At 62.9% G+C, this 11,633-nt stretch carries 15 protein-coding genes; 8 read left to right on the top strand and 7 right to left on the bottom strand.

What is annotated here, in order from left to right; all coding sequences use genetic code 11:
- Positions 1–11 precede the first annotated feature (11 nt).
- Positions 12–1,265: a serine hydroxymethyltransferase gene (gene glyA, locus IDM28_RS02755; protein ID WP_101316367.1), complete on the top strand. Its 1,254-nt coding sequence runs from the start codon at positions 12–14 to the stop codon at positions 1,263–1,265.
- Positions 1,266–1,374: 109 nt separating this feature from the next.
- Here glyA and IDM28_RS02750 read toward each other — a convergent pair whose 3' ends face one another.
- The 3 genes from IDM28_RS02750 to IDM28_RS02740 form a co-directional block, all read right to left on the bottom strand.
- The gene (locus IDM28_RS02750) at positions 1,375–2,280 is read right to left on the bottom strand and encodes an alpha/beta fold hydrolase (protein ID WP_188035318.1); all 906 of its coding nucleotides are present in this window, start codon (positions 2,278–2,280) and stop codon (positions 1,375–1,377) included.
- Positions 2,281–2,475: 195 nt separating this feature from the next.
- Positions 2,476–3,162: an LrgB family protein gene (locus tag IDM28_RS02745; RefSeq protein ID WP_101316363.1), complete on the bottom strand. Its 687-nt coding sequence runs from the start codon at positions 3,160–3,162 to the stop codon at positions 2,476–2,478.
- On the bottom strand, positions 3,152–3,538 hold the full coding sequence (locus IDM28_RS02740) for a CidA/LrgA family protein (protein WP_101316361.1): 387 nt from the start codon (positions 3,536–3,538) through the stop codon (positions 3,152–3,154). Before IDM28_RS02740 ends, IDM28_RS02745 begins: the two co-directional genes overlap by 11 nt.
- A gap of 97 nt (positions 3,539–3,635) precedes the next feature.
- On the opposite strand from IDM28_RS02740, the gene IDM28_RS02735 reads away from it, so the two are divergent.
- Positions 3,636–4,514: a LysR family transcriptional regulator gene (locus IDM28_RS02735; protein WP_101316359.1), complete on the top strand. Its 879-nt coding sequence runs from the start codon at positions 3,636–3,638 to the stop codon at positions 4,512–4,514.
- On the opposite strand, the gene IDM28_RS02730 is transcribed toward IDM28_RS02735, so the two are convergent.
- Complete coding sequence (locus IDM28_RS02730) at positions 4,511–4,966, bottom strand: flavodoxin (RefSeq protein ID WP_103435991.1); 456 nt, start codon at positions 4,964–4,966, stop codon at positions 4,511–4,513. The genes IDM28_RS02735 and IDM28_RS02730 overlap by 4 nt on opposite strands.
- Before the next feature lie 107 nt (positions 4,967–5,073).
- Between IDM28_RS02730 and IDM28_RS02725 the strand changes: the two genes are divergently transcribed.
- Both IDM28_RS02725 and IDM28_RS02720 read left to right on the top strand, forming a co-directional pair.
- The gene (locus tag IDM28_RS02725) at positions 5,074–5,511 is read left to right on the top strand and encodes a PAS domain-containing protein (protein WP_101316355.1); all 438 of its coding nucleotides are present in this window, start codon (positions 5,074–5,076) and stop codon (positions 5,509–5,511) included.
- A 65-nt stretch (positions 5,512–5,576) separates the two neighbouring features.
- The gene (locus IDM28_RS02720; RefSeq protein ID WP_101322937.1) at positions 5,577–6,185 is read left to right on the top strand and encodes a hypothetical protein; all 609 of its coding nucleotides are present in this window, start codon (positions 5,577–5,579) and stop codon (positions 6,183–6,185) included.
- A gap of 3 nt (positions 6,186–6,188) precedes the next feature.
- Here IDM28_RS02720 and IDM28_RS02715 read toward each other — a convergent pair whose 3' ends face one another.
- On the bottom strand, positions 6,189–7,115 hold the full coding sequence (locus IDM28_RS02715; protein WP_188035317.1) for a MerR family transcriptional regulator: 927 nt from the start codon (positions 7,113–7,115) through the stop codon (positions 6,189–6,191).
- A gap of 215 nt (positions 7,116–7,330) precedes the next feature.
- On the opposite strand from IDM28_RS02715, the gene IDM28_RS02710 reads away from it, so the two are divergent.
- The 4 genes from IDM28_RS02710 (at position 7,331) to IDM28_RS02695 (ending at position 9,311) form a co-directional block, all read left to right on the top strand.
- Complete coding sequence (locus IDM28_RS02710) at positions 7,331–7,903, top strand: antibiotic biosynthesis monooxygenase (RefSeq protein ID WP_101316351.1); 573 nt, start codon at positions 7,331–7,333, stop codon at positions 7,901–7,903.
- 75 nt (positions 7,904–7,978) lie between these two features.
- A complete protein-coding gene (gene folM / locus IDM28_RS02705; RefSeq protein ID WP_101316349.1) occupies positions 7,979–8,671 on the top strand; it encodes a dihydromonapterin reductase in 693 nt (230 codons plus the stop codon).
- Between the two features lie 9 nt (positions 8,672–8,680).
- Positions 8,681–8,977, top strand: coding sequence for a DUF1244 domain-containing protein (locus IDM28_RS02700; protein ID WP_150570009.1), 297 nt, complete (start codon positions 8,681–8,683; stop codon positions 8,975–8,977).
- Complete coding sequence (locus IDM28_RS02695; RefSeq protein WP_178080741.1) at positions 8,970–9,311, top strand: HopJ type III effector protein; 342 nt, start codon at positions 8,970–8,972, stop codon at positions 9,309–9,311. The genes IDM28_RS02700 and IDM28_RS02695 overlap by 8 nt, the downstream gene beginning before the upstream one ends.
- Positions 9,312–9,351: 40 nt before the next feature.
- Here IDM28_RS02695 and IDM28_RS02690 read toward each other — a convergent pair whose 3' ends face one another.
- Positions 9,352–10,260, bottom strand: coding sequence for an alpha/beta fold hydrolase (locus IDM28_RS02690; protein WP_188035316.1), 909 nt, complete (start codon positions 10,258–10,260; stop codon positions 9,352–9,354).
- A 77-nt stretch (positions 10,261–10,337) separates the two neighbouring features.
- Complete coding sequence (gene fabV, locus IDM28_RS02685; RefSeq protein ID WP_188035315.1) at positions 10,338–11,549, bottom strand: enoyl-ACP reductase FabV; 1,212 nt, start codon at positions 11,547–11,549, stop codon at positions 10,338–10,340.
- Between the last annotated feature and the right edge of the window lie 84 nt (positions 11,550–11,633).

The following is an 11,633-nucleotide window of genomic DNA, read 5'->3' as shown; positions in this document are numbered from 1 at the left end:
TGAGGACCGCCATGTTCAGCCGTGATTTGACCATTGCCAAGTACGACGCCGATCTCTTTGCCGCCATGGAGCAAGAAGCTCAGCGTCAGGAAGAGCATATCGAGCTGATCGCTTCGGAAAACTACACCAGCCCCGCGGTGATGGAAGCCCAAGGTTCGGTACTGACCAACAAGTACGCCGAAGGCTACCCAGGCAAGCGCTACTACGGCGGCTGTGAATACGTCGACGTGGTCGAGCAACTGGCTATCGATCGCGCCAAAGAGCTGTTCGGCGCCGATTACGCCAACGTCCAGCCGCATGCCGGCTCCCAGGCCAACGCTGCGGTCTACCTGGCCCTGCTGTCGGCCGGTGACACCATCCTGGGCATGAGCCTGGCCCACGGCGGTCACCTGACCCACGGCGCCAGCGTCAGCTCGTCGGGCAAGCTGTACAACGCCGTGCAGTACGGCATCGACGGCAATGGCCTGATCGATTACGACGAAGTCGAGCGCCTGGCTGTTGAACACAAGCCGAAAATGATCGTAGCCGGCTTCTCGGCCTACTCGCAGGTTCTCGACTTCCCGCGCTTCCGCGCCATCGCCGACAAGGTCGGTGCCTACCTGTTCGTCGACATGGCCCACGTTGCTGGCCTGGTTGCCGCTGGCGTGTACCCGAACCCGGTGCCGTTCGCAGACGTGGTCACCACCACCACCCACAAGACCCTGCGCGGTCCACGTGGCGGCCTGATCCTGGCCCGTGCCAACGCCGACATCGAGAAGAAACTCAACTCGGCAGTGTTCCCAGGCGCCCAGGGCGGCCCGCTCGAGCACGTCATCGCCGCCAAGGCGATCTGCTTCAAGGAAGCGCTGCAGCCTGAGTTCAAGGCTTACCAGCAGCAAGTGGTGAAAAACGCCCAGGCCATGGCCGAGGTGTTCATCGAGCGCGGCTTCGACGTGGTGTCCGGCGGTACTCAAAACCACCTGTTCCTGCTCTCGCTGATCAAGCAGGACATCTCCGGTAAAGATGCTGACGCTGCCCTGGGCAACGCTTTCATCACCGTCAACAAGAACTCGGTACCGAACGACCCACGTTCGCCGTTCGTCACCTCGGGCCTGCGCTTCGGCACCCCGGCTGTGACCACCCGCGGCTTCAAGGAAACCGAATGCCGCGAGCTGGCTGGCTGGATCTGCGACATCCTCGCCGACCTGAACAACCAGGCCGTGATCGACGCGGTACGTGAGAAGGTCAAGGCCATCTGCAAAAAGCTGCCGGTTTACGGCAACTGATCCACGCCTGATCCAGCCTGTCGCTTTTTGTTGTTGAAAACCAGGCTGCATGAAAAACCGATGTCAGTTCGCTGACATCGGTTTTTTGTTTTTCAGCCCGGCGGCTCCATCAACACCAGGCCACTTTCTGCGGCACAAAGCTCAACGGCTGCTCGCGAAAGCTCAGGTAATGGCGCAACACCTGCACCGGCGCTTCGATGTGCGGGTAATGACCAATGCCCTGCAACTGCACCGTATCGGCATCCACGACGAGCTGGCGGAAGGCATCGACCATGTGGGCACCGCACAGTGGATCAACCGAGCCGTTGATCAGGCGCAAACGCACGCCATCACCCTGCAGCGCGCCTACCCAACGCTCACGCTGCTGGCGCCGTTCATGCACATAATTGATCAGCCGGTGCAGGATATGCGTGCCACGGTTGGCGGTGATCAGGCTCCAGCTGTCGTCCAGAGCGCTTTCGCTGGGGTGGGTGCAGGGCCCGTAGATCTGGGTGACGGTACGCACCAGGTCATCCCGGCCGAACGAGCGGCCGATCAGCCAGCCAAGCGGGCTGAGCAACAGCTTATGCACCAGCAGCAGCGGGCAATGCTCGGGGAACAGCGCGCTGTTGAGGAAGGCACAGCTGGCGATGTTTCTGCGCTGCTCATAGTGCCGTGCGAGCAACTCTTGAGCGACGCTGCCGCCATAGTCGTGGGCGAGCAGGTGCACTGGCTCGTCGATGTCCAAGTGAGCAAGCAAGGCCTGCTGCAGATCGGCCTGCTCGATCAGACTGTAGCGATGGCCGAGCGGCTTGGCCGAGTCGCCAAAGCCGAGCATGTCGCAGGCCACTACGCGAAAGCGCTGGGTCAATGGCCCCCATAAATAGTGCCAGTCCCAGCTGGCCGTGGGGAAACCGTGGAGAAGCAGCAGAGGCTCGCCTTGCCCTGCCGTCCAGTAGCGGATGCTCTGGCCCTGGAATGAGAAATCCTGACCCCGGGTACGCCAGACGCACAATGGAATTTCGGCCAAAGGCATCAGAGTTGTCCTGGAGTAGTAGCTTGGATCAAAGCTGCGTGGGTCGAATACGGCAAGGCTGCGCTCATTGCATGTCACCTTGGCACTTACATGTGCTCTTTATGTTGCGTCCTGCACAGCATAGTCAGCGCCTCGGTCGTCGGAACTCGCCTTGGCAGCCAGCTTGATGACCGTACAGGTCAGTGGCACGAACGGTCACAGCAACGCCGCCAGCAATGGCGCGGCAAACAAGTTGAGCAAGCCGGTCAGGACCATGACCAGGCCGGCCACCGAACCTTCTTCGCGGCCCACTTCCTGCGCCCGGCTGACGCCAGCGCCATGTGCGCCGACGCCAAACAGCGCGCCACGGGCCAGTGGCGTGCGCAATGGCAGCCAGCGCAGCAAGGTGCCGCCGAACAGTGCCCCGAGCACCCCGGTGAACATCACGAACACCGCAGTAAGCTCCGGCACGCCGCCCAGATCGTGGGCCAGCGGCATGGCAAACGGGGTGGTGATCGAGCGCGGCAGCAGCGACAGGCTGACTGCATCGTCCAGCGCCATCAGGTGTGCCAGGCCCCAGGAGCTGCCGATCGACACGCAGCTGCCGGCCAGCATGCCCAGCAGCAACGCCGGCCAATGCCGCGCGAGCAACCCCCGTTGCTGCCAGATCGGCACGGCAAAGGCCACCGTCACCGGGCCAAGCACGGCCATCAGCCAATGGGTATTGCGCGCGTACTCGGCATAGGCGGTGTGCAGTGGCACGGCCACCGCCAGCAGCAAAGCCGGCACCAGGATCAGCGGCGACAGCAGATAACGCCCGCTGCGCCGGTACAGCCAGCGGCTGCCTAGATAAGCGGCCAGTGTCAGCGCCAGCCAGAACAGCGGCATCGGTTCAAGGCTCATGGCGCAGGCTCCAGCGGCACACCAGCTCGACCGTCACGGCAGTGACCACCATTACCAGCAGCGTGCTCACCGCAATCACCAGGAGGATGCGCCAGCCTTCATCGCGCAGCAGGCTGCCGTAATCGAGCAGGCTCATCAGCGCCGGAATGAAGAACAACAGCATTTCGGCCATCAGCCAGCCCGCACCGGCCTGGAGCATTGCCGGTTTCAGCAGGCCGCTGGCGAACAGGATCAAGAGCAGGGCCAGGCCGAACACACCACCCGGAATGGGCCAGCCAGACCAGGCCGCAAGCTGGCTGCCGAACAGGAACAAGGCAAACAGCACCGCCAGCTCGCAGATCAGCCTAGTGAGTTTTTTAAGCAGTACAGCGTTCATCAATGGGTTCCTCGACGGGTGCCCATTGTAAATTTGCCGTGCCTAGGCCAGAAGCGAATTGTTAGACTGCCTGCCATTCCAAAAAGGAATTCAGGCGATGGAATTCAAGCAGCTACGCAGCTTTGTCGAAGTGGTTCATCGCGGTGGTTTTACCCAGGCCGCGCAGACGCTGAATATCAGCCAGTCAGCGGTGAGCAAGCAGGTGGCTCAGCTGGAGGATGACATCGGCCAGCAACTGCTCGAACGGCAGGGCTCGCAGATGCACCTGACCGCCGCCGGGCGCATCGTCCTCGAGCGCGGCGAAGCACTGCTGCGCCAGCGCCAGGAGCTGTTGAGCGAGCTGGATGATCTGAGCCAGATGCACCGTGGCGAATTGCGCCTGGGCCTGCCACTGCTGGGCAGTGATGCGCTGTTTGCCGGGCTGTTCGCCGAGTACCGGCGGCGCCATCCGAACATCGTCATTCACCTGCTCGAGGGCGGCAGCCGCACCATTGAGCAGGCGGTACGCAGCGGTGAGCTGGAATTGGGCGGCAGCCTGACGCCAAACGACGACGCCTTCGCCTTTCAGCCCTTCTGCAACGAGCCGCTGGATGCCCTGCTGCCCGCCGGACACGCCCTGGCAGGCTTGACCGAGGTTGACCTGGGCCAACTGGCCGAGACGCCGTTCTTGCTCTATCAGCGCAGCTTCGTCCTCAACGACCGCCTGCTCAGCGCCTGCCAGCAGTTGGGTTTCACCCCCAAGGAAGGCGGGCGCAGCGGTCAGGCGGACTTTCTCGCGGCACTGGTGGCAGCAGGCCAAGGCGTGGTGCTGCTGCCGCGGGTAGTCGCCCGCGCGCTGGAGCGCCCTGGGGTGGTCCGTCTGCCATTACTGGCACCCGAGGCGCTGCGCTGGGACATTGCCTTTATCTGGCGCCGCGGCGCGTATCTGTCACGCGCAGCGCAAGCCTGGCTGGGATTGCTGCGCGAGCAAGCTTAGGCCTTCAGTGCGGCGGCCAGCTCGGCCAACCACGGCTCGGCGTCAGCCTCCGGGGTGACCGTTTCGCTGGCATCCAGACGCAGCATCGGCAGCACTTCGTGCACACCCAGTTCGGTAAACAGCTCGCGCATCTGCTCGCCGCCGCCGCAGTAGGTGTCGCCGTAGCTGGAGTCGCCCAGGCCGATCACTGCGCCGGGCAGGCCGCGCCATGCCGCTGGCAGGCTGTCGCGAATAGCGCAGAACAGCGGCATAAGGTTATCCGGCAGCTCACCCATGCCGGTGGTCGAGGTCACAGCCAGCAGGGCTTGCGGGGCAAAGCCTTCGATGTCGGCCAGGCTGGCCCGCGCCGCGTACCAGGCTTCAAGGCCAGCGGCTTTGAGCAACGCCTCGGCATGACGGGCAACTTCTTCGGCGGTGCCATACACTGAACCGGAAATAATGACGACTTTCATCTGCGGGAGGATTCCGAAACTGAGTAAAAACGTAGGATACTAGCATCCTGCAATGGCAAAAGGCCGCTTGAGGCGTAAGTCGCCGCTATCCAATCTCTGGTCCGCACATGATCAACGCTCAACTGCTGCAATCGATGGTCGATGCCTCCAATGACGGCATCGTAGTCTGTGAACAGGAAGGTGACGACACCATCCTGATCTACGTGAACGCCGCCTTCGAGCGCCTGACCGGTTTCAGCCGCGACGAAATCCTCTATCAGGACTGCCGCTTTCTGCAGGGCAATGACCGCGACCAACTGGCCCGCGTACGCATCCGCAAGGCCATGCTCGACGGCAAACCGTGCCGCGAAGTGTTGCTCAACTACCGCAAGGACGGCAGCGCGTTCTGGAATGAGCTGTCTATCACGCCGGTGTACAACGAAGCCGACCAGCGCCGCTATTTCATTGGTATCCAGAAGGACGTCAGCCGCCAGGTCGAACTGCAGCGCAGCCTGGAACAATGCCAGGCGCAGTTCGCCGATCTGAAATCCGAGCTGCTCAAATGAACCAACCGCCGCCGCCGCTGTCCATCCTGTCACTGTTGAAAAAATCGCCACATTCGGATGCGACCATGCAAGCAGATACCCTGCTCACCCAGGCCGAGATGAGCTTCATCCAAGACTTGCAGCATTCGCCGCAACTGAACTTGGCTGACCCTATGTCCGGCCTGCTGGTCAACGGCGATCGCCAGCTGCAGACCTTGCTGACGCGCCTTGCGGCCAGTGATCAGGTTACCCTGCAGGCGCATTTCAACAACCAGCAGATCAGCTTCCCGCTGCAACTGGTCGAAGACGAATTCCACGCCCTGCACCTGCAGCTTGGCTCCCCGGAAATCTACGAGGAAGACGGGCCGCAACTGCGGCCATGGCGCTTGTCACTCGAAGAGCCCTCGGCGCTGCTCGAAAGCAAAGGCAAACGCAGCAACCTGTGGGTCCGGGACATCTCGTTCAAGGGTGTATTGCTTGAAGTGCGCGGCCTGAAACAGGCGCCCAAGCGCTTCGACCTGAGCTTCGCCCCTGACGGCATCGCGCCGATCGGCCTGCACGGCGTGCTGCGCCGGCGTATCGGTGCAAACCTGGCCGCGTACGACCTCAGCCGCAGCCCGGCAGAAGAGATCGAGCGCTTGCGCGAATACATCCTCCAGGCCCACCGTAGCGCCCATCCCGAACTGCACGCTTAAGCTTCAGGTATCGAGCTGACCGGCCAGATACTGGCGCAAGCGTCGGCGCATCAGGCTGACCTCGGCTCCCAGGCAGACCACCGCACTGCCGGCCAGCGTGTCCTGAGCAAACTCCGCCGCCTCCCCCGCCAGCAGTAACGGGCAACCCAACCCTAAACGTGCCAGGCGCTTACCCAACTCGGCAGTTGGCCGCTGATTGGAGAACAGCACCACCGCATCCGGCTCCAGCTGCCGACAGATCAGCGCCAGCTCCTGCAGCGGCTGACTGGCCGGCAGCAGTACCACGCCGACTTCTTCGCTGCCGAGCAGCAGCCCGGCCACCAGCAACTCCAGCTCCTGCAGCGCGGTTGACAGCGGCGCCAGCACGACGCGCTGGCGCCGCGGTGCCCGCGCCAGCTGCAGGCGCATCAGCACCCGCCCGCGCAAGAACTGGTCGAGAAAACCCCACTCGCTGGCCTGGCCAAAACCGCGCGGCGCCCCGCGCAGGGTGTGCCAAACCGGCATGAATACGTCGTTGAACACCCGCTCCTGGGTAGTACTGGCAAATACCTGATCGAACAAACGGTCGAGCCCAGCGCCGTCAAAGCACTGCACTGCCTCGCGTACCTGGGTACGCCACCTGGCCAGGTCATCGGCATTGCTTGCAGCACTGCTGTCCTGCGCCAGCGCCTGGCCACGGGCGAGAATGCTGCCGACCTTGCTCACCGCCACACCGCGCTCAAGCCAGCCGAGGATGCTGCGTACCGCGTCGACGTCGGCCTGCGAGTACAAGCGGTGGCCGCTGTCGGTGCGAGTTGGCTGGATCAGGCCGTAGCGACGCTCCCAGGCACGCAGCGTCACCGGGTTGACCCCGGTCAGGCGCGAAACCTCGCGGATTGGAAACAGCTCTTGGTGATCCAGATCGGCTATAGGGAGTGCCTGCTCGTTCATGCGTGGTGAAAACCCGGATTCGATTAAACAAAGCACATTCTACGCCGGGACGGGCAAACAAATAACCAACCGTTCGCCCGCTGACACTGACGAGTCACAGTTTATCCGCGATAATCCGCGCCTGATTCTTGCATGCATGCCTGCGTCGCCCACCACCCCGGGCGCGCAAGCCTAAGGGCCGGCTACCCGCCAGTCCTGTCGCCAGGAGATACACAATGTCTACCCCACCCGTTACCCTGATGGTGTCGCGCCGCGCCGCCCATGGCCGCTACCAGGACCTGCTGACCTGGCTGCATGAAGGCGAGCAGCTGGCCACTGACTTCACCGGTTACCTCGGCTCGGGCATCCTCGCCCCGCCCGGTGATGGCGACGAATTCCAGATCATCTTCCGTTTCACCAGCGAGCAGACCATGCATGCCTGGGAGCATTCGGCCTCGCGCCGCGCCTGGCTGCAACGCGGCGACGGCCTGTTCGAACGCCCCAGGGAGCAGCGCGTCAGCGGCATCGACGACTGGTTCGGCGCCAATACAGTGCAAAAGCCGCCGCGCTGGAAGCAGGCCGTGGCAATCTGGCTGGCGTTCTTCCCGGTCTCGCTGCTGTTCAACCTGGTCTTCGGCCACTGGCTCAGCGCACTCGACCTGCTGCCGCGGGTGCTGCTCAGCACCTTGGGCCTGACGCCAGTCATGGTCTATGTATTCATCCCGCTGTCGACGCGGCTGCTGGCCAGCTGGCTACACCCGGCGCCAGCCGCCAGCGCAGAGCCCACGCGCGGGCTGCGCAGCCGCTGAGGCGCCCCCCAGAGGGAAGCAGTTCGGGTATGCTGGGGCATCACTGCCTGCACAGACAAGTAGACCGCCCTGAACATGAACAGCCCCATTCTGATCACCGGAGCCAGCCAACGCGTAGGGCTGGCTCTGGCACTTGAACTGGCACAGGCCGGCCATACGGTGGTCGCTGCCAGTCGCCATGTCCATGCGCAATCTGCGCACCCGAACATCGTCCAGTTTCGCGCCGATCTGTGCCAGCAGGCCGACCGCGACGCCCTGATCGATCACCTGGGCAGCCACTACGACGGCCTGCGCGCGATCATCCACAACGCCTCGGTGTGGCTGGATGACGACCTGGTAAATCTTGAGCTGATGTTCCGCCTGCACGTCGAGGCGCCCTATCACCTCAACCTGGCCCTTGGCGACATGCTGCGCAAGGTCGACAAGGCCGACATCATCCACATCTGCGACGAAACCTCCTCGCGCGGCAGCAAGAGCCATATCGGCTACGCCGCGACCAAGGCCGCACTGCAGAACATGGTGCTGTCGTTTGCCGAAAAGTACGCGCCGACGGTGCGCGTCAACGGTATCCTGCCGGGGTTGTTGATCCTCAAGGAAGGCGGCGACGAAGCCTACCGCCAGCAGACCCTGAAAAAGGCCCTGCTGGAATTCGAACCCGGCGCCGGGCCGCTGATCGAGGCGGTCAAGTACCTGCTCGACAGCCACTACAGCACCGGCAGCCAGGTGGTCATCAACGGTGGCCGCCACCTGAAGAACCGCATGATCTGAGAGAAGCCCATGACCCCACAACAACAGCTCGAACTCGAAGCCGCCGCGTTTCGCCGGCTGGTCGATCACCTGCAAAAACGCACCGATGTGCAGAACATCGACCTGATGAACCTGTCTGGTTTCTGCCGCAACTGCCTGTCCAAGTGGTACAAGGCGGCTGCCGATGAGCAGCAGGTCGACATCAGCCTGGATGACGCCCGCGAAGCGGTGTACGGCATGCCTTACGCCGAATGGAAAGCCCAATACCAGAAAGAAGCCAGCGCCGATCAGCAAGCGGCGTTCGAACAAGGAAAACCCCGTGACTGACTTGAACACCCTGCGCGCCAGCCTCGAAAGCGGCGAACACGCCTTTGCCGACACCCTTGCGTTCATCGCCGAGCACTACAGCTATCAGCCGCAGGCGTTTACCAACGGTGACGTGGAAAACGCCGCCGGGCAGAACGAAGGCTCGTGCAAGACCCTCGGCATGGCCGTGCTGGAAGGCTTGAGCGACCGCGAAGCGTTGCTGGCCTTTGGTGAGCATTACCGCAGCGTGGTCGCCACGCCAGATGGCAGCGACCACGGCAATATCCGTGCGTTGATCGCGTATGGCCTGGCTGGGGTGAAGTTTGCCCAGCAGCCGCTCAAGCGCCTGGCTTGATGACAAAGGGGCTGCCTGCGTAGCCCCTTGGCTTGCGGCGTCAGCGCAGCCGCTGGCCGGGCGTGCCTGGTGACAGCTGGCCGTGTTGCAACCATTCCAGTGCAATCGGCCACAGCGTCTGCCTGAAGCGGTCATGAAAGAAGGCAAAGTGGCCGATCTCGGCGACCTGTATGTCCGCCGGGGCAATCCGCAGATGCGCGGGTTGCGCCTCGCTCAGATAAGCCAGTAAACGCTCGGTAGCAGCCACCGTACCGAACGGGTCATCGCTCAAGCTGATCGCCAATGTTGCCGCATGCACCTGAGCGAATGGCCTTGTCGCCAGCAAGCGCCCGCTAGGACGCTGTTCGTACGCAGGCGTGGGCGTACTCCAGTCAGCAACAACCCCTGCTGGGGTATCTTCCAGCCAACCCAGGCGTTTGCCCGGGAAATAGCCCATCACCCTGGTCAGCAGCGGCATTGCCACATGCCATTTGGCCAACAAGCGCCAGCGCTGCGCAGCCGCATAGTCGCGCCAATAGGCAAACTGCGCACCGACCATCACCACCCGCCGCACCTGCTGCGCCGAGGGCGCCAGGCCTACCGCCCAACCGCCGAAGCTGTGCCCGACCACATCCACTGGCTGCCCGGGGAAGTGCTCGGCCGCATACTGCAGCATGGCCTCGAAATCCAGTTGCCCCCAATCGCTCCATGACGCCGTGAAGCCACGCAACGACGGCGGCCGTGATTCGCCGATGCCGCGATAATCGAAGCACAGCACATCACAGCCCTGGGCAAACAGGTAGTCGGCAAAGCGCGAGTAGTAAGCGCAGCGCACCGAAGTGGCCGGGTTGATGATCACCAGCGGGCGCTGAGGATCAGGTCGAGCATGGCGCCAGACAAAACCGCCGAGGCTGTAGCCATCGGCGGCTTTGTGGCGCAGGGCGCTGGCGGGTTGGGTCAGGCTGCTCATGGCGGACTCTTTGTTGGAGTCCGCTCACGCTAGCAAAATTTCAGCCCCACGCCATCACCAGACACACGCTTCGCTGATTACAGCTGAACGCAGTCGAACTGGACGTCTGTCGCCACGTCTGCGTCGTAGTCGACGTCAGCGCGTTCGAAGCCGAACAGGTTGAGGAACTGCTTCTTGTAACCGGCGTAGTCGGTCATTTCGAACAGGTTCTCGGTGGTCACTTGTGGCCACAGGGCCTTGCACGCATCCTGGACGTCGTCGCGCAGTTCCCAGTCGTCCAGGCGCAGGCGGCCTTTTTCGTCGACTTCAGCCGGCGCGCCGTCTTCCCGGAACAAGCGGTCGCGGAACATGCGATCGAGCTGGTCCTGGGTGCCTTCGTGCACACCCTTTTCCTGCATGATCTTGAACACCATCGACAGGTACAGCGGCATTACCGGGATCGCCGAGCTGGCCTGGGTGACCACCGACTTGAGCACGGCAACGTTGGCGCCGCCCTTGATCTCGCTGGCGAGCTTCTGGTCCAGGCGCAGGGCGGTGTCGTCCAGGTCCTGCTTGGCCTTGCCCAGTGCACCGTGCCAGTAGATCGGCCAGGTGATTTCGGTGCCGATGTAGCTGAACGCGACGGTACGCGCCTGCTCGGCCAGCACGCCGGCATCAGCCAGAGCGTCGATCCACAACTGCCAGTCCTGACCACCCATGACGGTGACGGTGTCGGCGATTTCCTGCTCGGTGGCCGGCTCGATCGAGGCTTCGGTGATCACGTCTTTGTTGGTGTCGATGGCAGTCGACTTGTACGGCTGGCCGATTGGTTTGAGCGACGAGCGAATCACTTCGCCAGTCTTTGGCAGCTTGCGCACAGGCGAGGCCAGCGAGTAGATGACCAGGTCAACCTTGCCGCCCATTTCGTTCTTGATCAGCTCGATGACCTTGGCGCGGGCTTCATCGGAGAAGGCGTCACCGTTGATCGACTTGCTGTACAGGCCTTCAGCCTTGGCGAACTTGTCGAATGCAGCAGCGTTGTACCAGCCGGCGGTGCCTGGCTTGTTTTCGGTGCCTGGCTTTTCGAAGAACACGCCGAGGGTGTCGGCTTTGAAGCCGAAGGCTGCAGTGATGCGTGCTGCCAGGCCGTAGCCGCTGGAAGCACCGATCACCAGGACCTTTTTCGGACCATCATCGCGCACGCCCAGCTTGCGGGTGGCTTCGATCTGGTCACGGACGTTGAGCTCGCAGCCCTTCGGATGGGTCGTGGTGCAGATGAAACCGCGAACCTTGGGATGAATGATGGCCAATGTCTGTACCTCGTCAGGTTTAGGCTAGGGAGCCGCGCCGCGCGGGCGGGTTCCGTTTGATCTGAGGGTGAGACTACCCCCGCA

Source organism: Pseudomonas sp. EZ-C24 (assembly GCF_014525325.1).
GTDB classification, from domain to species: domain Bacteria; phylum Pseudomonadota; class Gammaproteobacteria; order Pseudomonadales; family Pseudomonadaceae; genus Aquipseudomonas; species Aquipseudomonas shirazensis.
Note: the sequence above shows the minus strand (reverse complement) of the source record. Positions and strands in the feature narration are given on the sequence as shown.